At 56.0% G+C, this 18,834-nt stretch carries 21 protein-coding genes; 6 read left to right on the top strand and 15 right to left on the bottom strand.

Going from position 1 to position 18,834, the window contains the following annotated elements; all coding sequences use genetic code 11:
* Positions 1-24 precede the first annotated feature (24 nt).
* Positions 25-840 carry an aminoglycoside O-phosphotransferase APH(3')-Ia gene (locus N2M06_RS00105; protein WP_000018329.1) on the top strand — a complete coding sequence of 272 codons (816 nt, stop codon included), beginning with the start codon at positions 25-27 and terminating at the stop codon, positions 838-840.
* A 189-nt stretch (positions 841-1,029) separates the two neighbouring features.
* Here N2M06_RS00105 and N2M06_RS00100 read toward each other — a convergent pair whose 3' ends face one another.
* Complete coding sequence (locus tag N2M06_RS00100; RefSeq protein ID WP_001067855.1) at positions 1,030-1,734, bottom strand: IS6-like element IS26 family transposase; 705 nt, start codon at positions 1,732-1,734, stop codon at positions 1,030-1,032.
* A gap of 11 nt (positions 1,735-1,745) precedes the next feature.
* Complete coding sequence (locus N2M06_RS00095) at positions 1,746-2,678, bottom strand: TDT family transporter (protein ID WP_346351260.1); 933 nt, start codon at positions 2,676-2,678, stop codon at positions 1,746-1,748.
* Between N2M06_RS00095 and N2M06_RS00090 the strand changes: the two genes are divergently transcribed.
* The 5 genes from N2M06_RS00090 to N2M06_RS00070 all read left to right on the top strand — a co-directional run bounded on the left by N2M06_RS00090 (position 2,665) and on the right by N2M06_RS00070 (position 6,829).
* Entirely contained in the window at positions 2,665-3,243 is a 579-nt protein-coding gene (locus N2M06_RS00090; RefSeq protein ID WP_346351259.1) for a LysR substrate-binding domain-containing protein, read from the top strand. The two genes, N2M06_RS00095 and N2M06_RS00090, sit on opposite strands and share 14 nt — an antisense overlap.
* An 83-nt stretch (positions 3,244-3,326) precedes the next feature.
* Positions 3,327-4,259 carry a metal ABC transporter substrate-binding protein gene (locus N2M06_RS00085; RefSeq protein WP_346351258.1) on the top strand — a complete coding sequence of 311 codons (933 nt, stop codon included), beginning with the start codon at positions 3,327-3,329 and terminating at the stop codon, positions 4,257-4,259.
* Entirely contained in the window at positions 4,256-5,164 is a 909-nt protein-coding gene (locus tag N2M06_RS00080) for a manganese/iron ABC transporter ATP-binding protein (protein WP_346351257.1), read from the top strand. The genes N2M06_RS00085 and N2M06_RS00080 overlap by 4 nt, the downstream gene beginning before the upstream one ends.
* Entirely contained in the window at positions 5,148-6,005 is an 858-nt protein-coding gene (locus N2M06_RS00075) for a metal ABC transporter permease (protein WP_346351256.1), read from the top strand. Before N2M06_RS00080 ends, N2M06_RS00075 begins: the two co-directional genes overlap by 17 nt.
* A complete protein-coding gene (locus N2M06_RS00070) occupies positions 6,002-6,829 on the top strand; it encodes a metal ABC transporter permease (protein ID WP_346351255.1) in 828 nt (275 codons plus the stop codon). The genes N2M06_RS00075 and N2M06_RS00070 overlap by 4 nt, the downstream gene beginning before the upstream one ends.
* A 38-nt stretch (positions 6,830-6,867) precedes the next feature.
* On the opposite strand, the gene N2M06_RS00065 is transcribed toward N2M06_RS00070, so the two are convergent.
* The 13 genes from N2M06_RS00065 to azu form a co-directional block, all read right to left on the bottom strand.
* Positions 6,868-7,911 carry an NADP-dependent oxidoreductase gene (locus N2M06_RS00065; protein WP_346351254.1) on the bottom strand — a complete coding sequence of 348 codons (1,044 nt, stop codon included), beginning with the start codon at positions 7,909-7,911 and terminating at the stop codon, positions 6,868-6,870.
* Between the two features lie 29 nt (positions 7,912-7,940).
* Entirely contained in the window at positions 7,941-9,098 is a 1,158-nt protein-coding gene (locus tag N2M06_RS00060; RefSeq protein WP_346351253.1) for an iron-containing alcohol dehydrogenase, read from the bottom strand.
* 103 nt (positions 9,099-9,201) lie between these two features.
* On the bottom strand, positions 9,202-9,792 hold the full coding sequence (locus N2M06_RS00055) for a TetR/AcrR family transcriptional regulator (RefSeq protein ID WP_346351252.1): 591 nt from the start codon (positions 9,790-9,792) through the stop codon (positions 9,202-9,204).
* Between the two features lie 57 nt (positions 9,793-9,849).
* Positions 9,850-11,487: a methyl-accepting chemotaxis protein gene (locus N2M06_RS00050; RefSeq protein ID WP_346351251.1), complete on the bottom strand. Its 1,638-nt coding sequence runs from the start codon at positions 11,485-11,487 to the stop codon at positions 9,850-9,852.
* Positions 11,488-11,609: 122 nt separating this feature from the next.
* Complete coding sequence (gene mnmE, locus N2M06_RS00045) at positions 11,610-12,971, bottom strand: tRNA uridine-5-carboxymethylaminomethyl(34) synthesis GTPase MnmE (protein WP_346351250.1); 1,362 nt, start codon at positions 12,969-12,971, stop codon at positions 11,610-11,612.
* Positions 12,972-13,084: 113 nt separating this feature from the next.
* Positions 13,085-14,746: a membrane protein insertase YidC gene (yidC, locus tag N2M06_RS00040; RefSeq protein WP_317074123.1), complete on the bottom strand. Its 1,662-nt coding sequence runs from the start codon at positions 14,744-14,746 to the stop codon at positions 13,085-13,087.
* 4 nt (positions 14,747-14,750) lie between these two features.
* Complete coding sequence (gene yidD, locus N2M06_RS00035) at positions 14,751-14,996, bottom strand: membrane protein insertion efficiency factor YidD (protein ID WP_083928722.1); 246 nt, start codon at positions 14,994-14,996, stop codon at positions 14,751-14,753.
* On the bottom strand, positions 14,957-15,319 hold the full coding sequence (gene rnpA / locus N2M06_RS00030; protein WP_346351249.1) for a ribonuclease P protein component: 363 nt from the start codon (positions 15,317-15,319) through the stop codon (positions 14,957-14,959). Before rnpA ends, yidD begins: the two co-directional genes overlap by 40 nt.
* Entirely contained in the window at positions 15,319-15,453 is a 135-nt protein-coding gene (gene rpmH, locus N2M06_RS00025) for a 50S ribosomal protein L34 (RefSeq protein ID WP_019935639.1), read from the bottom strand. Before rpmH ends, rnpA begins: the two co-directional genes overlap by 1 nt.
* A 250-nt stretch (positions 15,454-15,703) precedes the next feature.
* Positions 15,704-16,444, bottom strand: coding sequence for an amino acid ABC transporter ATP-binding protein (locus N2M06_RS00020; protein WP_346351248.1), 741 nt, complete (start codon positions 16,442-16,444; stop codon positions 15,704-15,706).
* An 11-nt stretch (positions 16,445-16,455) separates the two neighbouring features.
* Positions 16,456-17,121 carry an amino acid ABC transporter permease gene (locus tag N2M06_RS00015; RefSeq protein ID WP_019935637.1) on the bottom strand — a complete coding sequence of 222 codons (666 nt, stop codon included), beginning with the start codon at positions 17,119-17,121 and terminating at the stop codon, positions 16,456-16,458.
* Positions 17,122-17,123: 2 nt separating this feature from the next.
* Entirely contained in the window at positions 17,124-17,882 is a 759-nt protein-coding gene (locus tag N2M06_RS00010) for an amino acid ABC transporter substrate-binding protein (protein WP_019935636.1), read from the bottom strand.
* A 178-nt stretch (positions 17,883-18,060) separates the two neighbouring features.
* Positions 18,061-18,513 (bottom strand): azurin, encoded by a 453-nt coding sequence (gene azu, locus N2M06_RS00005; protein WP_019935634.1) that lies wholly within the window; start codon positions 18,511-18,513, stop codon positions 18,061-18,063.
* Between the last annotated feature and the right edge of the window lie 321 nt (positions 18,514-18,834).

Genomic DNA, 18,834 nt, shown 5'->3' with positions numbered 1-18,834 from the left:
ATAAACAGTAATACAAGGGGTGTTATGAGCCATATTCAACGGGAAACGTCTTGCTCGAGGCCGCGATTAAATTCCAACATGGATGCTGATTTATATGGGTATAAATGGGCTCGCGATAATGTCGGGCAATCAGGTGCGACAATCTATCGATTGTATGGGAAGCCCGATGCGCCAGAGTTGTTTCTGAAACATGGCAAAGGTAGCGTTGCCAATGATGTTACAGATGAGATGGTCAGACTAAACTGGCTGACGGAATTTATGCCTCTTCCGACCATCAAGCATTTTATCCGTACTCCTGATGATGCATGGTTACTCACCACTGCGATCCCCGGGAAAACAGCATTCCAGGTATTAGAAGAATATCCTGATTCAGGTGAAAATATTGTTGATGCGCTGGCAGTGTTCCTGCGCCGGTTGCATTCGATTCCTGTTTGTAATTGTCCTTTTAACAGCGATCGCGTATTTCGTCTCGCTCAGGCGCAATCACGAATGAATAACGGTTTGGTTGATGCGAGTGATTTTGATGACGAGCGTAATGGCTGGCCTGTTGAACAAGTCTGGAAAGAAATGCATAAGCTTTTGCCATTCTCACCGGATTCAGTCGTCACTCATGGTGATTTCTCACTTGATAACCTTATTTTTGACGAGGGGAAATTAATAGGTTGTATTGATGTTGGACGAGTCGGAATCGCAGACCGATACCAGGATCTTGCCATCCTATGGAACTGCCTCGGTGAGTTTTCTCCTTCATTACAGAAACGGCTTTTTCAAAAATATGGTATTGATAATCCTGATATGAATAAATTGCAGTTTCATTTGATGCTCGATGAGTTTTTCTAATCAGAATTGGTTAATTGGTTGTAACACTGGCAGAGCATTACGCTGACTTGACGGGACGGCGCTTCCCTACCCTCATGGCCGCCTCCCAGGAATCGACCCAGGTGCTTATCGTGGACATAATCCTTTACTCATAAATTGGCACTGTTGCAAAGTTAGCGATGAGGCAGCCTTTTGTCTTATTCAAAGGCCTTACATTTCAAAAACTCTGCTTACCAGGCGCATTTCGCCCAGGGGATCACCATAATAAAATGCTGAGGCCTGGCCTTTGCGTAGTGCACGCATCACCTCAATACCTTTGATGGTGGCGTAAGCCGTCTTCATGGATTTAAATCCCAGCGTGGCGCCGATTATCCGTTTCAGTTTGCCATGATCGCATTCAATCACGTTGTTCCGGTACTTAATCTGTCGGTGTTCAACGTCAGACGGGCACCGGCCTTCGCGTTTGAGCAGAGCAAGCGCGCGACCATAGGCGGGCGCTTTATCCGTGTTGATGAATCGCGGGATCTGCCACTTCTTCACGTTGTTGAGGATTTTACCCAGAAACCGGTATGCAGCTTTGCTGTTACGACGGGAGGAGAGATAAAAATCGACAGTGCGGCCCCGGCTGTCGACGGCCCGGTACAGATACGCCCAGCGGCCATTGACCTTCACGTAGGTTTCATCCATGTGCCACGGGCAAAGATCGGAAGGGTTACGCCAGTACCAGCGCAGCCGTTTTTCCATTTCAGGCGCATAACGCTGAACCCAGCGGTAAATCGTGGAGTGATCGACATTCACTCCGCGTTCAGCCAGCATCTCCTGCAGCTCACGGTAACTGATGCCGTATTTGCAGTACCAGCGTACGGCCCACAGAATGATGTCACGCTGAAAATGCCGGCCTTTGAATGGGTTCATGTGCAGCTCCATCAGCAAAAGGGGATGATAAGTTTATCACCACCGACTATTTGCAACAGTGCCGTGGCCACTACCAGCTCGAACTGAGCCAAGTGGCGCAGGCTGTTAAGGTCCGCCCCCTGCAGACCCAGTGTACCCAGCAGGTCAGACACTTTGAACAGGGCGGTAGCACCTATTACCAACGGAAAGGTAAAGGCGGCATAGCCCGGGCTGAACGGCAGCCGGAGCAGATGAAAAAAAGCCACGTAAATTAATGCGGTCATCAGCACTGCTATGCCCAGCAGAATGGCCACAAGCAGCAAATCAGGCTGTGGCATCACTGTCAGGTAACCGGCCAGGCTCAGGCTGGCCGGGGCCGCCATAATGGCAATGGTCGGCTTGGCAGCATCGGGCACTACAGGGCAAAAAATCAACCGGTACAGCATCAGCGGCAGCAGCAGACCATAGCAGCTGAGACCAAACCACATCAGACCCTGCGCCAGCGGATCAAACACACCACCCGGGCTGGCGACGGCAGCCACAATAATACCTACCGGCGGCACAAACCAGCTGGGCACCATATGGTGCAGGCGAAATTCCTTTACCCGGTGGCAAATAAACACCAGTAAGAACGCCAGATGCAAACCGGTGGCCAGCAGCCACAACAGGTGGCGGGCCGGCTCAGGCAGCGCAGCAGACACCACCATGGTAGCCATGGCATAGGTAGGTAACACACTGCCCACCACAGGGTGAGCCAGATCTTGCGCCAGCAGGCGTGGGTGTAGCAAAAACTTGGCGGTCAGAATAATCAGCAGCAGGGCAGCGATGGCGGCTCCCAGGTTCTGAGCCTGTCCGTTGAACAGGCCGGTGTTTTCCCAGCTCCAGCCCAGACTGGCAACGCCCAGGGCCAGTCCGGCTATGGGAGTGGGGGCGGCAGCCAGACGATGACGGGTGTTGTGCAGCATAACGGCTCTCCTCAGTGACTGCCGTCATGATAAAAACAACTTTTCATTAATTACTATTACCAACACACAAACCTTGTGTGACATGGTGGCCCGTTTTGAGCTGGATATGGCGCTGATAGAAGGGGAAAACCGCCACCCCGAGCTGGAAGCTCAGGCCTGGCTGACCGATGAAATGTGCATTGTGGCGGCCAGGGAGCATCCGTTGGCAAACCAAAGCCGGCTTACTCCTGCCAGTCTGGCCGGCTGTAACTGGGTGTTACGTGAGCCTCGCTCCGGTAGCCGGGAGCAGTTTGATCATCAGCTGGCCCCCCATCTTAATGGCATGGGGCGCACACTGGAGCTGAGCACGCCCGAGGCAGTGATGCAGGCGGTGGAGCAGGGCCTGGGGCTGGCGCTGATTTCCCGGCTGGCGGTGGCAGACCGGCTGGCATTAACGCGGCTGGCGGTGCTGGATGTGGGGCTTAAGTTGTCTCGCACTTTGCAGCTGGTGTGGCACCGCAAAAAGTATCACTCTGCCTTGTTGCGCCGGTTTGTGCATGAGTGTCAGGAAGCAGCGCCATGCTAGATTTTTATTGAAAATAGTTATCATTTATTTATTGTGTGAAATACACCAAACAGAGGGTCCTATCATAATAAAAAGGAGGTGCGATGATTTATTCAGGCGAGAGAAGGCGCGGTACGAATGGTGTTGTGCTGGCGGCATTACTGCTACTGGCAGCGCTGCCGGCCGGTGCCCAGGACAAATTCAAGGCAGTGACCACCTTTACCGTGATTGCCGACATGGCCCGCAATGTGGCCGGTGACGCCGCCGTGGTGGAGTCCATTACCAGACCCGGTGCCGAGATCCATGAATATCAGCCTACACCCGGTGATATTATTCGCGCTCATGATGCTCAGCTGATCCTTGCCAATGGCCTTAATCTGGAACTCTGGTTTGAAAAGTTCTATCAGAATCTGAAAGGTGTACCCGAAGTAGTGGTGAGCAATGGCATAGAGCCCATGGGTATCAATGATGGCCCCTATAAAGGCAAACCCAACCCCCATGCCTGGATGTCGCCGGAAAATGCTTATATTTACGTCGATAATATTGTGGCCGCTTTTGAAAAGTACGATCCGGACAATGCCGAGGTGTACCGGGTCAACGCTGCTGCCTACAAGCAGCAAATTGCCGAAGCAACCGCGCCTGTTCGCAAAGCATTTGAGCAAATTCCAGAACAGCAGCGCTGGCTGGTGACCAGTGAAGGTGCTTTTTCTTACCTTGCCCGGGATTATGGCCTGAACGAGTTGTACTTATGGCCGATCAACGCCGATCAGCAGGGTACGCCCCAGCAGGTGCGTCATGTGATCGATACGGTGCGCCGGCATGATATTCCGGTGGTATTCAGTGAAAGCACCGTCTCCGACAAGCCGGCCCGGCAGGTGGCCCGTGAAACCGGAGCTGATTATGGCGGTGTGCTGTATGTAGATTCACTGAGCGAGGCCGGCGGCCCGGTACCCACTTACCTGGAATTGCTTAAGGTCACGTCCAGCACCATTGTTAATGGCCTGACAAACGCTGCCAGCAAGGACGCTGACAAATGATTGCCTGCAGAGATATCAACACACTGGCGGCTTCCCCGGAAGGAGCTGGCATGGCAGTTGCTGGCGTAACCGTTACCTATCGTAATGGCCACACTGCATTGCGCGATGCCAGCTTTCATCTGCCGGTGGGAACCATAGCTGCGCTGGTAGGCGTGAACGGCTCCGGCAAGTCTACGTTGTTCAAGGCCATTATGGGCTTTTTACAGCCCGATGCCGGCAATATCCGGTTGCTGGGCATGCCGGTGCGCCAGGCGCTGAAGCAAAATCTGGTGGCTTATGTACCTCAGGCTGAAGAAGTAGACTGGAATTTTCCGGTACTGGTAGAAGATGTGGTCATGATGGGCCGCTATGGCCATATGGGATGGCTGCGCCGGCCCAGGGCTGCCGATCATGAAGCGGTGGAGCAAGCCCTGGTGCGGGTCAATATGACCGATTTTCGCCGTCGTCAGATTGGCGAGCTCTCTGGCGGCCAGAAAAAACGGGTGTTTCTGGCCCGGGCGCTGGCCCAGAACTGCCGGGTTATTTTGCTCGACGAGCCTTTTACCGGTGTGGATGTGAATACCGAAGAGCAGATAATTGCCTTGCTGCAGGAGCTGCGAAACGAAGGCCGGGTCATGCTGGTGTCCACTCACAACCTGGGGTCTGTGCCCGAGTTCTGCGACCGTACCATTATGATCAAGGGCACGGTTCTGGCTCACGGCACAACAGAAGAGACCTTTAATCAGGCCAATCTGGAGCTGGCCTTCGGTGGTGTGCTGCGTCACTTTATGCTGAACGGCGGCGTACTACCGATTGGAGTGATCAGTGACGATGAACGACCGCTGATCATCGAAGGCGGCCGGATACAAAGCCGTGACAGTTATGCCAGAGGTAAAGACGAGGGGAACGATGACACTTCTCCTTGAGCCCTTTACCTATGGCTATATGGTGAATGCCATCTGGGTATCGGCACTGGTGGGCAGCGTGTGTGCGTTTTTATCCTGTTATCTGATGCTCAAAGGCTGGTCGCTGATTGGCGATGCCCTTTCTCATTCCATTGTGCCCGGCGTAGCCGGTGCCTATATGCTGGGGCTGCCGTTTTCTCTCGGTGCCTTTCTGGCCGGTGGCCTGGCCGCCGGTGCCATGATGCTGCTGAACCAGCGCAGCAAGCTGAAAGAAGACGTGATTATCGGCCTGATTTTCTCGGCTTTTTTTGCTCTGGGGTTATTTATGGTGTCATTGCAGCCCATGGCAGTGAATATTCGCACCATAGTGCTGGGCAATATTCTGGCCATCGATCCTGCCGACATCCTGCAGCTGGTTATTATCAGCCTGGTGTCGCTGGCGGTGCTGCTGTGCAAATGGAAAGATCTGCTGGTGGTATTTTTTGATGAAAACCATGCTCATACCCTGGGGCTGAGTCCTGGTCTGCTGAAGCTGGTTTTTTTTACTTTGCTGGCGGCCTGCACAGTGGCCGCCATGCAAACAGTGGGTGCCTTTCTGGTGATCTGCATGGTGGTCACGCCCGGAGCCACTGCTTATCTGCTCAGTGATCGCTTTCCGGTACTGCTGGTGATTGCCGTTGCGCTGGGGGCCGTTACCAGCGCCCTGGGGGCTTATATCAGCTACTTTCTCAACGGGGCCACCGGAGCCCTGATAGTGGTGATGCAGACCCTGGTATTTTTGCTGGCCTTTGTATTTGCGCCCAAGCATGGCTATCTGTCCGCCCGCCGGCGCGCAGCCGAAGCCCGGGAGGCGCAGCCATGACAGATGCCTTGCTGTTGCCTTTTCAGTTCGACTTTATGGTGCGCGCCCTGATCATGGCCGTGGTGATTTCGGTGCCGGCGGCGCTGCTGTCCTGTTTTTTGGTGCTTAAAGGCTGGGCGCTGATGGGGGATGCCATGAGTCATGCGGTGTTTCCCGGTGTGGTGCTGGCTTATATGGCAGGCATACCGCTGGCGCTGGGAGCCTTTGGTGCCGGCATGGCCTGTGCGCTCAGCATTGGCTTTCTCGCCACCAACAGCCGTATCAAGCAGGACACCGTGATGGGCATAGTGTTTTCCGGCATGTTTGGCTTTGGTTTGCTGATTTATGTGCAGATTAGCGCTGAGGTGCACCTGGATCATATTCTGTTTGGCGATTTGCTGGGGGTAAGCCCAAGAGATATTCTGGAAACCGCTGCAGTGGCCCTGCTCACCCTGCTGGTGCTGGGCAGCAAGTGGAAAGACTTTTTGCTGCACGCCTTTGATCCGGTACAGGCCCGGTCGGTAGGGCTCAAGGTGGGCTGGCTGCACTATGGCCTGCTGTGTTTGATCACCCTCAGCATAGTGGCGGCGCTCACTTCTGTGGGCCTGCTGCTGGCCATTGCCCTGCTGATTGCCCCCGGGGCCACCGCCTTTCTGCTGACCCGGCGCTTTATTCATATGCTGCTGCTGTCGGTGGCCATTGGCATTACCGGCGGCTTTTTTGGGGTGTATATCGCTTTTTACCTCGACAGCGCTCCGGCACCTACCATAGTGCTGCTGATGACGGTGTTTTTTGTCATCGCCTTTGTGCTGGCGCACCGTAAAAAAAACATACTCACTGAGTAACTCAGGCCTTGGGGCAGCCAAGGCTGCCCCAAGGTATGTCAGTTCAGCTCGTCATTTCCAACGCGCACCACCAGTTTGCCGAAGTTTTGGCCCTGCAGCAGGCCGATAAAGGCCTCTGGTGCGTGTTCCAGCTCTTCCACTATCTGCTCGCGATAGTGAATTTTGCCTTCCCTCAGCCACTGGCTCATGTCTTGTACAAATTCATCATAACGGTGAGCATAGTCATCAAAGATGATAAAGCCCTTTACCGTCATGCGTTTGATCAAAATGGTAGCCATCAGCTGACCCAGGCGATCCGGCCCGTCCGGCAGCGTGGTGGCGTTATATTGCGAGATAAGGCCGCACACCGGAATGCGGGCACCGGTGTTGAGCAAGGGCAGCACAGCGCCCAGCACTTTGCCGCCCACATTCTCGTAGTAGATATCGATGCCATCGGGGCAGGCACCGGCCAGTTGTTCGGCAAAGTCACCGGCCTTGTGATCAAGGCAGACGTCCACGCCCAGGGTTTCCAGCGCATAGCGGCATTTCTCTTCACCACCGGCCACGGCCACCACCCGGCAGCCTTTGAGCTTGCCGATTTGCGCCACCATGGAGCCAACGGCACCGGTGGCGGCGGCGACGACTAGGGTTTCTCCGGCTTGCGGCCTGCCGATATCCAGCAGGCCCATATAGGCGGTGAAGCCGGGCATGCCGAGCACACCCAGTGCCCAGGAAGGAGACATGTGGGCAGGATCCAGTTTTATCAGTCCTTCACCGTCAGACAGCGCATAGTCCTGCCAGCCGCTGTAGCTCAGCACCCAGTCACCGGGCTGATAACCTGAGTGCCGGCTGGCATGCACCCGGCTGACGGTGCCGCCGACCATGGGATCCCCCACTGCCACCGGCTCGGCGTAGGATTTGGCATCACTCATGCGGCCACGCATATAAGGGTCCAGGCTCAGGTAAAGGGTGCGCAGCAGCAGCTGGCCTTCGGCAGGCTCGGGAATGGCGGTTTCCTTCAGGGCAAAGTTTTCACGGGTGGGTGCCCCCACCGGGCGTGATGCCAGGGTGATCTGACGGTTGCGGTTGGCTGTTTGCTTCATGGTGTGCTCCTTAAGCTGTGAGTTAACGCTTACAGACTGGCCAGCAGTATCTGGCGGCAGTGCGCGGGAGTGACATCGCCGTGTTCGCCCAGGGCCACCATGCCGTGCTGTTCCAGGCTGTTGATAATGCCGTCGATGTGTTCAGCACCCAGACCATAGTCGCCAAGACGGGTTTTAACGCCCATGGCTTCAAAGAAATCACGAGTATGCTTGATGGCGGCCTCGGCCTTGTCGTCGTCGCTGCCTTGATGAATATTCCAGACCCGCTCGGCATACTGCACCAGCTTGCCGATCTTGGCTGCTTTGCGCTGGCGCAGCATCTCCGGCAATACCACCGCCAGGGTCTGGGCATGATCCAGGTTGTGCAGGGCGGTCAGCTCATGACCTAGCATATGGCTGGCCCAGTCTTGCGGCACGCCGGCACCAATCAGGCCGTTCAGCGCCAGGGTGGCGGTCCACATCAGGCTGGCGCGAGTTGAGTAATCTTGTGGCTCGGTCAGGGCCTTGGGACCCAGTTCAATCAGGGTTTGCAGCAGGCCTTCGGCAAAGCGATCTTGTACCGGTGCCTGCGCGGGGTAAGTGAGGTATTGCTCCATTACGTGCACAAAGGCGTCTACCACGCCATTGGCCACTTGCCGGGTGGGCAGAGTGTAGGTTTTGACCGGATCCAGTACTGAAAACTGCGGATAGACCAGTTCACTCTTGAAGGGCAGCTTGGCCTGCAGTGACTTACGGGTGATCACCGAGCCCTGGTTCATCTCGGAGCCGGTAGCCGGCAGAGTCAGTACGGTGCCAAAGGGCAGAGCTTTTTCTATGTTCTGTCCCATGCTGGTCAGGATTTCCCAGGCATCACCTTCAAACAGAGCGGCAGCGGCCACGAATTTGGTACCGTCGATCACGGATCCGCCGCCAACGGCCAGCAGAAAGTCGATATTATGACGGCGTACCAGTGCCACTGCTTCCATCAGGGTTTCAAAGCTGGGATTGGGCTCAATGCCGCCGAACAGTTGTACTTCACGTTCACCCAGGGCCGCGGTCACTTCATCCAGGGTGCCGGTGCGGCGGGCGCTTTCGCCGCCAAACAACACCAGCACGCGAGCATTGGCCGGCACCAGCTGATCCAGGCTGGCAATTTTGCCGGCACCAAATTCGATACGGGTGGGATTGTAAAAGCTGAAATCCTGCATGGTTTTCCTCGTTTACTTGCAATAAAAAATACCTGAGTAGACCAGTCGTCTAGTGAGTTGGTCTGAAAAAGCCCGCTGTTATGGCGGGCTGAATGAGCCAGTATCAGTGATGCATCAGCAGCTGCCGGGTCATGGCCATGGCCTGGTTCATGTGCTGTTCGTCTCTGTGCAGCTTGGTCAGCAGGCTGGCACCCAACCACAGCTGATACAGGCTGGTGGCCAGCAGGGCCGGCTTGCTCTCTGCCGGCAGCGAGCCATCGGTAACACCGGCGGCAATGCAATCCTGAATGCGGCCTATGATCTTGCCGGTGCCGGCTTTCAGGGTCAGACGCATGGCTTCAGACAGGTCAGCCACCTCGGCACTCAGCTTGACCACCAGACAGTCGCTGCGCCCCTGCGGGCTGCAATAGCGATGCTGCCACTCATTCCAGTAGCTCATCAGTCGTTCGCGACCATTCAGCTGCGGCTGGCCGAACAGCGCATTCAGCTCGATCAGGTACTGGCTGAAATAGTCTTCCAGCAGCGCCTGGCCAAACTGCTCCTTGGACTTGAAGTAGTGATAAAAGGAGCCCTTGGGCACGCCGGCCTGTTGCAGCAGGGTACTGAGCCCCACCGAGCTGAAGCCCCGGGCGGCGAGGATCTCGCGGCCGGTATTCAGCAGATGCTGGCGAGTATCTTGATGTTTAGTGTTCATGGAGTGAATACTACTCCATGACTAGACCGATCGTCTAGTCATGGTTTGGGGCTGATACTACGCTTGGCCCAGACTGAACTTTCGCACCAGTTGATGCAGGCTGTCTGCCAGACGCTCCAGATCCTGCGAAGCTGATGAGGTATGACGGGCACTGCCGGCCACTTCATCCGACATACGGTCAATGCCGGCCAGGCTGCCGTTAAGCTCCGCCGCCACCGCACTTTGCTGCTCGGTGGCGGTGGCGATCTGCAGGTTCATTTCCGTCATGCTGGCTACCGCCGTGCTGATATGTTGCAGGGAGTCGGCCGCGTGGCGGGCTTCTTTAGCACCCCCCTCGATGATCTGCTGGCTGTTGTCCATGGCCTGGGTCACCGCTTCTGCCTGTTGTTGTAGACTGGCGATGGTCTGGTTGATTTCTTCAATGGACTGCTGGGTCCGTTGCGCCAGGTTGCGTACTTCCTCGGCCACCACCGCAAAGCCCCGCCCCGAATCACCGGCCCGCGCCGCTTCAATGGCGGCATTGAGTGCCAGCAGGTTAGTCTGCTCGGCAATGTCGCTGATGACCCGGGACACCACGCCGATGCGGGCGCTGTCTTCCTTAAGAGCCAGAGCCAGTGCGCCGGCCTGCCCAATTTCTCTGGCTGCCATTTCCACCTGGCGGCTGGAGTTTATTACTACCCGGTTGCTTTGTTCAGTTTGCTCTGCCGCCTCACGGGCGGCACCGGCAGCGTTTTGGGTATTAAGTGCCACATCGCGGAAGGTGGCTTCGAGCTGATGCATGGCACTGGCAATACGGGCGATTTCCTGCTGTTGGCTATCCAGCGCCGTGGATGACTGTGCCGACACTTGCCGTAGTTTTATGGTGGCACCTCCCACTCCGTCCAGGCTGGCGGAGATCTCCTGCACCAGATTGCGAATGCCGGCCTGCATGGAAATAAAGCTATCGGCCGCCTTTCCCAGTTCATCCTGAGAGAAATAACGACGATCGAGATCCTGGTCGAGCATGCCGTTCCTCACTCTGTCCATCTGAGCGTTAAGCCGGGCAAGAGGCAGACGTATACGGCGGTTGATAATGATGCCCATGATCAGCATAAAGCCAGCCAGCAGCAGGCACAGAATAATGACCAGTGTGCTGATGTTATCGATCACCGCTGATTCCTGATCCTTGATGGCTTTTGCTTCTGCGGCGATCTGCTGCTGAGTTTCGCCCAGCAGGGCAACGATGGCATCAAAGGGGGCCAGCATATCGGTGAGCATTTTTACCCGGGCCGCGTCTATGTTGCCCGCGTCGATCAGCCGCAGGTAATCGCCCTGCATGCCCTTGTAGGCGGTGATGCGGCGGCGGAAGTCGTTGATAAAGGCACGCACCTCGGGGCTGTTTGCCTGGCGCTGCATGGCCTCCAGGTAACGTTCCACCTGCTGGTCGTTGTGGTTGATCTTGGCCAGGATGTCGGCGTGCTCGCGCCGGTCGGTGGTGAGACCGTAGTCAAGGGCGAAACGGCGGTAGGTGACGGTGCTGTAACGCAGGTTGGAAATAGTCTGCAGCAGGCTGATATTGCGTTCCACTATGCTTTCCATTTGCCGCTGTATGCCCTGCATGGACAGGTAGATATACAGGCTGAAGGCCAATACCGCCAGCAGCATGGCACCAAACGAGGCGGTAAGCAGTGTCTTGATGGATAAACGAGCGAGCATGTCCTTGACTCCCGAAGTGGTGGTTTCGGGAGTATAAGTAAAGGTTATTTAAAGCTTAAACTCATATAACCTTTGGAATTGATTGCTTATAACGATGAGTTCCGCCGATGCTTTCTGCAGATTTATTTCCCGATACAGAATGACGAGAAAATCCTTCCCAGTAAATCATCAGAGGTGAATTCGCCGGTGATCTGGCTGAGCTGCTCCTGGGCCAGGCGCAGCTCTTCCGCCACCAGTTCGCCGGCCATGTACACCTCCAGCTGTTCCCTGGCCATGATCAGATGCTGGCTGGCGTGGTGCAGAGCGTCCAGGTGGCGCTGGCGGGCGCTGAAGCCGCCTTCGCCGCCGCCCTGAAAGCCCATGCAGGCCTTGAGGTGCTCCTTGAGCGCTTCCACCCCTTCGCCGGTACGGGCGGAAATGGGATAGACCGGGTGCTCGCCGTCGCTGCTGACGGTAAGTGACTCACCGGTGAGATCTGCCTTGTTCCGCACCACGGTCAGGCCGATGTGGGCCGGCAGCCGGTCGATAAAGTCGGGCCAGATGTCCTTGGGATGCAGCGCCGAGGTGGTCGTACCGTCCACCATAAACAGAATACGGTCGGCCTGTTCAATCTCGGCCCAGGCCCGCTCTATACCGATACGCTCTACCGCATCACTGGCCTCGCGCAGGCCGGCGGTGTCGATGATGTGCAGCGGCATACCGTCCAGGTGAATGTATTCCCGCAGCACATCCCGGGTGGTGCCGGCAATGTCGGTGACGATGGCCGATTCCTTGCCGGCCAGGGCGTTAAGCAGGCTGGACTTGCCGGCGTTGGGGCGGCCGGCGATCACCACCTTCATGCCCTCGCGCATAATGGCACCCTGGCGGGCTTCGCGCTGCACCTCGGTGAGCCGGTCCATAATGCCGTAGAGCTCGCCGGCGATTTTGCCGTCGGAGAGAAAGTCCACTTCCTCGTCGGGAAAATCGATGGCTGCTTCCACGTAAATGCGCAGGTGAGTGAGTGCTTCCACCAGACCGTGTACACGGGTAGAAAACTCTCCCTGCAGCGACTGCAGCGCCGAGCGGGCGGCCTGCTCGCTGGACGCTTCAATCAGGTCAGCAATGGCCTCGGCCTGGGCCAGATCCAGCTTGTCGTTGAGAAAGGCGCGTTCGCTGAATTCGCCGGCCCGCGCCGGACGCAGGCCGGGCAGAGCCAGTATGCGGCGTACCAGCATGTCCAGCACCACGGGGCCGCCGTGGCCCTGCAGCTCGAGCACGTCTTCGCCGGTAAAGCTGTTGGGGCCCTTGAACAGCAGGGCAATGCCCTGATCCAGAATCATGCCCTGTTCGTCTTTAAACGGCAGGTAGTCGGCATAGCGCACTCTGGGCACTTTGCCCAGCACAGCCTGAGCCACGGCCTCGGCCCGGGGGCCTGAGACGCGAATAATGCCGACGCCGCCGCGTCCGGGGGCGGTGGCCTGAGCGACGATGGTGTCGTTGGACATGGGTTCTGTTACTCCGGAGTTAGCGGTTCAGTATGACGGAAATATCCGCCAATAAAAAAGGCGGCCCTCAGGCCGCCCAGTGTATTGCGTTATTGCTGCTCAGGCCAGAGGCCTTATGAGGCAGCCTTGCCGTGCAGGCCTTTCTTCTCCAGCTGGCGGAAAATGTACCACTGCTGGGAGATGGTGACCACGTTGCTCACCAGCCAGTACAGGGTCAGACCGGCAGGGAACCACAGGAAGAAGAAGGTAAAAATGATGGGCATAAACTGCATTACCTTCTGCTGCATCGGATCGGTGACCGTGGTCGGACTCATTTTCTGAATCACATACATGCTGGCACCCATCAGAATGGGCAGCACAAAGTAAGGATCCCGCACCGACAGATCGTCAATCCACAGCATAAAGGGCGCATGACGCAGCTCTACCGACTCCATCAGTACCCAATACAGGGAGATAAAAATAGGCATCTGGATCAGGATGGGCAGGCAGCCGCCGAGCGGGTTGACCTTCTCTTTCTTGTACAGCTCCATCATGCCCTGAGACATCTTCTGGCGATCGTCGCCATAGCGCTCACGCAGTGCCATCAGCTTGGGCTGCAGCATGCGCATCTTGGCCATGGAGGTGTATTGAGCCTTGGTCAGCGGATACATGATGCCGCGTACCACAAAGGTGGTCAGAATAATGGCCAGACCCCAGTTAACCGCAAAGCTTTGCAGGAATTGCAGCAGCTTGAACAGCGGCTGGGCAATAAACCACAGCCAGCCGTAATCCACAGTCAGATCCAGGTTAGGGGCCACTTCGGCCATTTCATCCTGCAGCTTGGGACCCAGCCACAGCTTGGCGGAGATGCTTTGCTCTGAGCCTGCAGGCACTGTGGTAACCGGCGCTTTAAAGCCAATAATGCCCTGACCCTGATTGTTCAGGAAGCGGGTATAAAGCTGATTCTCACCATTTTCCGGTGCGACCCAGGCAGACACAAAGTAGTGCTGCAGCATACCAACCCAGCCGCCTTCGGTAGTACGGTTAAGGTTGGCTTCACGCACATCCTTGAAATCGTACTTGCTGTAGCGGGTTTCGCTGGTGGAATAGGCCGGACCGCGATAGGCAGAAGCCATCAGCATGCTGCCGCCGTCGTCACCGGGCTTGCTTTCGCTTTGCTTGAGCTGGGCGTAGAGCTGGGCCTGTACCGGCTGGCTGCTTGGGTTGTTGATGTCGTAGTTAACACCCACTACGTAGCGGCCACGCTCCAGGGTAAAGGTTTTGGTAAAGGTGACACCGGCTTCGTTGGTAAACGTCAGCGGCACGCTCAGGCTGCTTTCGCCTTCGGCCAGCTGATAGCGCTTTTGTTCAGCCTGATACAGAGGCCGGCCATTGGCGCTGGCGTCCGGACCGTCACGGCCAATCAGACCGCTCTGAGCCACGTTGACGAAGTTGGCACCCTGGCTCAGCAGCACGAACTTGTCGTCGGAATTGAGCTCGTCGTTGTGCTCCAGCAGCTCGGCGCGCACTATGTCGCCACCCTGGGTGTCGATAGTCAGCTCAAGGGTGTCGGAAGTAATGGTGACCAGCTGACGGCTGGCGGTAGTGGGAGCATCGGCAGGCACTTCGCCACCGGCCTGGTCCGACTCGGGAACAAAACTGTCGTCGCCTGTGCTGGTTTGAGTGCTCTGTTGCGCCGTTTCTGGCTGTGGCGCTTTATCCGTTTGCCACTGTTGCCAGATGAGAAAACTCACCAGCAGCAGCGCAATAACAAGTATGTTGCGTTGGGATTCCATAGTGTCAGTTTCTTCGCTTTGTCGGGACCGGATCGTGGCCGCTTGGACCTAAAGGATGGCATTTTAATAGACGTTTGATAGTTAACCAACCGCCTTTTACAAAACCGTGGAGTCGAATGGCTTCAATCGCGTATTGGGAGCAGGTGGGAGTGAAGCGGCACCTGGGGCCGAGCAGAGGGCTGATAACCAGCTGATAAAGCCGGATCAGGCCTATGCCGAGCTTTTGCAGCGGCGAGAGAGAGTGCGCCATAGCTTTTCCATCAGCTCGAACAGTTCGTCGTTGGGCACGTCTCCGATGCCTTTTTTGGCGATGACCACAATATCGACCGCAGGCAGTTTGTGCTGTTTAAGCCGGAATGACTCCCGCGCTACTCGCTTGACTCTGTTACGCCACACAGCGCGCTTGAGTGCTTTTTTGGGCACGGCAAGGCCAAGTCTCGGGTGTTCCAGACCATTGGGTTTGGCAAGCAAAGTGATATGAGGGGAGGCGGCTCTGACGGGGTTGTCGAAGACGTTTTTGAATTGAGCGGGAGTTAACAGACGTAACTCCCGTGAAAAGGCATGCCTGGCCATTAGGCGCTCAGACGGGCACGACCTTTGGCGCGACGAGCACGCAGTACCTTGCGACCACCAACAGTGGCCTTGCGAGCACGGAAACCGTGGCTGCGCTTGCGCTTCAGATTTGAAGGTTGAAAAGTGCGTTTCATTGTTATTACCGCTTCAGTTAACTGTACAGTTTGACCGCCATGGCATAAATGCCGTGCATCTGCCGAGACGACCCATAAAAGAGGGCGAATTCTAAACAGTTACGCGCACGGCGTCAATCACATGGCATTGAATACCGACCCGGTGCCGTTGCATGCATGGCAGACCGGATCGATTCCGGATCCTAAAGGATCGCGGGGCTGGCATTATACGCACACCACTGTACTTGGCAACTATATCGAGAGCTGTAAATCAGCCGGCAGGCAACACCTTGCGCAAAAAGGTGCGGGTGCGCGGATCCTGTGGTCTGGTGAGCAGCTCGCCGGGCGGCCCCTGTTCCACAATGCGGCCGCCATCCATAAAGATAACGCGGTCGGCCACGTCCCGGGCAAAGCCGATTTCGTGGGTCACCACCACCATAGTCTGGTGCGCCAGCGCCAGTTTTTTCATCAGCCCCAGCACTTCGTCTACCCATTCCGGATCCAGTGCCGAGGTGGGCTCGTCAAACAGCATGACGTTGGCGTGGCTGGCCATGGCCCGGCCAATGCCCACCCGCTGCTGCTGACCGCCGGACAGCGACGAGGGATAGGCGTTGGCTTTATCTTCCAGACCAATGTCGCCAAGAATACGCAGAGCTTCGGCCTGAGCCTCGGCCTTCGGCTTTTTCCAGACGGTGATCAGGCCTTCGGCGATGTTGTCCCGGGCGGTCTTGTTGGCGAACAGGGCATAGTTCTGAAACACAAAGGAGGTGCGCTTGCGCAGCTCAATGGCCTGCTTGCCACTGTGTTTAGCCAGATCAATGGTAAAGCCGTCAATCTCCAGACTGCCCGCTTCCGGCGTTTCCAGCAGGTTAAGGCAGCGCAGCAGGGTGGATTTTCCGGTGCCCGAGGGCCCAAGAATCACCACGATTTCACCTTTGCCAATATCCAGGCTGATGTCGTTCAGTACCGTCTGGCCGTCATAGACCTTGGTCAGATTACGTAACGTGATCATGCTGCCTCTGGTTAATAAGCCGCGTTCAGGCGGCGTTCCAGCCGGCCCTGCAGATAAGTAAAGAACACCACTACCGCCCAGTAGATCAGCGCTACCGCAATAAAGGACTCAAAAAACTTGAAGCTGCTTGAGGCTTCCTTTTGCGCCGTGGCCATAATTTCTGCCACACCAAGGGTAAAGGCCAGTGAGGTGCTTTTGATCATGTCGATGAAGTAGTTCATCAGCGAGGGCGTAGCGATACGCGCCGCCTGAGGCAGAATAATGCGCTTCATCGCCTGACCCCGGGTCATGCCGATGCTCATGGCCGCTTCCATCTGGCTTTTGTGAATACCCAGAATGGCGGCGCGAATCGACTCGGCCATATAGGCAGAAAAGTGCAGGGTCAGGCCAATGACCGCAGCGGTAAAGGCATTCATGCCAATAAAAACAGGAAAAATCTGGGGCAGGCCGTAATACAGCAAAAACAGCTGCACCAGCAGCGGCGTGCCGCGGAAAAACGAAATAAACAGCCGGGCCAGGGCGTTCAGCCCCGGCAGCGCAAAGGTTCTGATCACCGCCAGGGTGCCGGCGATGATCAGCGCGAGAACAAAGCCCAGCAGCGCCATTTCCATGGTGGTTCCCAGATATTTAAACAGGATAGGAAACAGCGCCAGGGTGTAGTCGAGATCGAACTGCATGCTTAATTACTGGTAATGTCGGCGTTTAGCCATTTCTCGGAAATCGCTTTCAGGGTACCGTCGGCACGCATGTCGGCCAGCGCCTGGTTCACCTCGGCCAGCAGCGCCTGCTGCTCGGGGCTTTTCACAAAGGGAAAGGCGTTTTCCATGGTTTCAAAGGGCTTGCCCGCCAGCTGCAGTGGCAGGCCGGCTTCGTTGATCAGCTGCACCGAACCCACTCTGTCCATTACAAAGGCGTCAATCCGGCCCAGGGCCACGTCCTGCTCCAGATTGGTCTCGTAGGTGATGATATTGATCTCGTTGTTGGTGTCGTGCTTGCGCATCAGCTGCTCAAAGTTGGAGCCCAGGTTGACCGCCACCTTCTTGCCCTTGAGATCGTCCAGGCCCTGAATGCTGTCATTACCTTTACGCACCACTATCTGCACGCCGTCATAGACATAGGGATCGGCAAAATCGTATTTTTCCAGTCGTTCGGGGGTTACCGTGATCTGGTTGGAAATGGTGTCGATGCGGCCGGTATCGAGCATGCCGAACAGACCGGAGAAGTTGGTGGTGACAAACTCCACATCCCGGCCGATGCGCTTGCCAATTTCATTCCATACGTCTACTTCAAAACCCTGCAGCTCATCCTGTTTGACGAAGGTAAAGGGGAAGTAGCGGCCGGACATACCCACCTTGACCGGATCGGCCGCCATGGCCGGGGTAATGAGGGCTGCTGACAGGGCCAGAGCAGCACCTGCACGGCGAAGGGATGCAAACATATAACTCTCCTTATTATGAACCTGGGCGGAAATCATTGTACCCGGCATCATTACAGCATAAATGACGGAGACCTTTTTATACCAGCCGGGCCATGAAGCCAAACAGATCCGCCAGCCAGACGGCAATAAAAATGCCGGCAACAGCCGGCATGGGTAACACTGTGTTGTAGCGCTGAGCTTACTCGGTAATAACGAACTTGCCTTTCATCATGCCGATGTGGCCGGGGAAGGAGCAGAAGTAGCTGTAGTCACCACCGGCAGTCATGCCTTCGGTGCTGAAGGTCACGGAGCTGCTTTCGCCACCGCCGATCAGATCAGTGTGAGCAATAATACGTTCGTCGCTGGTATCGAGATAGTCGTTATCGGCGCCGGCACTGATAGCGCCGTTGGCGATTTCCTGCATATCGGCGGTTTCACTCAGTACCCAGTTATGGCCCATGACGTTTTTAGCCAGGCTACCGGTGTGATTCAGTGTCAGCGTTACTTCCTTGCAGCTGGCAGGTACGCTCAGCTCCTGCTGATTAAATTGCATGGCATCGTTGCCTTCAATGGTCAGGGAGCAATCGTCTGCCATGGCGGGCAGGGCCGCAGACAGCAATACCAGGCCGGCCAGAGACTTTACTACTTTCATATCAAGAACTCCTCGGTTTGGGGAAGTACCAATAGTGCCCACATAAGGGTGCACAAGATATAACCATGACACAAGACAGTCATTATCATCAATACATTACATCAATGATCCAGACACAAGTCCGGATCATTGGTATCGGTGAGTGAACACAATATGTGTGTAGCTTGTTTATAAAATTGAAGATCCTGTGATTAAGGTGTGGTTTATTCACAGATGTCAAGGATCATATTTTTCAGGATCGGCCTGATCCGGCTAGAGATCCTGAAGGCGCACAAGTAGAATGACTGCCCCCTTGATTGATCCCTTACTTCAGGAGTTCCA

The sequence above is a fragment of the Oceanimonas sp. AH20CE76 genome, assembly GCF_039654065.1.
Taxonomy (GTDB): Bacteria; Pseudomonadota; Gammaproteobacteria; order Enterobacterales; family Aeromonadaceae; genus Oceanimonas; species Oceanimonas smirnovii.
This window is presented reverse-complemented; position numbering and strand designations above follow the sequence as displayed.

Coding starts and splice junctions, on each gene's coding strand:
- N2M06_RS00105 (WP_000018329.1), top strand. CDS start 25: ATGAGCCATATTCAACGGGAAACGTCTTGCTCGAGGCCGCGATTAAAT.
- N2M06_RS00100 (WP_001067855.1), bottom strand. CDS start 1,734: ATGAACCCATTCAAAGGCCGGCATTTTCAGCGTGACATCATTCTGTGG.
- N2M06_RS00095 (WP_346351260.1), bottom strand. CDS start 2,678: ATGCTGCACAACACCCGTCATCGTCTGGCTGCCGCCCCCACTCCCATA.
- N2M06_RS00085 (WP_346351258.1), top strand. CDS start 3,327: ATGATTTATTCAGGCGAGAGAAGGCGCGGTACGAATGGTGTTGTGCTG.
- N2M06_RS00080 (WP_346351257.1), top strand. CDS start 4,256: ATGATTGCCTGCAGAGATATCAACACACTGGCGGCTTCCCCGGAAGGA.
- N2M06_RS00075 (WP_346351256.1), top strand. CDS start 5,148: ATGACACTTCTCCTTGAGCCCTTTACCTATGGCTATATGGTGAATGCC.
- N2M06_RS00070 (WP_346351255.1), top strand. CDS start 6,002: ATGACAGATGCCTTGCTGTTGCCTTTTCAGTTCGACTTTATGGTGCGC.
- N2M06_RS00065 (WP_346351254.1), bottom strand. CDS start 7,911: ATGAAGCAAACAGCCAACCGCAACCGTCAGATCACCCTGGCATCACGC.
- N2M06_RS00060 (WP_346351253.1), bottom strand. CDS start 9,098: ATGCAGGATTTCAGCTTTTACAATCCCACCCGTATCGAATTTGGTGCC.
- N2M06_RS00055 (WP_346351252.1), bottom strand. CDS start 9,792: ATGAACACTAAACATCAAGATACTCGCCAGCATCTGCTGAATACCGGC.
- N2M06_RS00050 (WP_346351251.1), bottom strand. CDS start 11,487: ATGCTCGCTCGTTTATCCATCAAGACACTGCTTACCGCCTCGTTTGGT.
- mnmE (WP_346351250.1), bottom strand. CDS start 12,971: ATGTCCAACGACACCATCGTCGCTCAGGCCACCGCCCCCGGACGCGGC.
- yidC (WP_317074123.1), bottom strand. CDS start 14,746: ATGGAATCCCAACGCAACATACTTGTTATTGCGCTGCTGCTGGTGAGT.
- yidD (WP_083928722.1), bottom strand. CDS start 14,996: ATGGCGCACTCTCTCTCGCCGCTGCAAAAGCTCGGCATAGGCCTGATC.
- rnpA (WP_346351249.1), bottom strand. CDS start 15,319: ATGGCCAGGCATGCCTTTTCACGGGAGTTACGTCTGTTAACTCCCGCT.
- rpmH (WP_019935639.1), bottom strand. CDS start 15,453: ATGAAACGCACTTTTCAACCTTCAAATCTGAAGCGCAAGCGCAGCCAC.
- N2M06_RS00020 (WP_346351248.1), bottom strand. CDS start 16,444: ATGATCACGTTACGTAATCTGACCAAGGTCTATGACGGCCAGACGGTA.
- N2M06_RS00015 (WP_019935637.1), bottom strand. CDS start 17,121: ATGCAGTTCGATCTCGACTACACCCTGGCGCTGTTTCCTATCCTGTTT.
- N2M06_RS00010 (WP_019935636.1), bottom strand. CDS start 17,882: ATGTTTGCATCCCTTCGCCGTGCAGGTGCTGCTCTGGCCCTGTCAGCA.
- azu (WP_019935634.1), bottom strand. CDS start 18,513: ATGAAAGTAGTAAAGTCTCTGGCCGGCCTGGTATTGCTGTCTGCGGCC.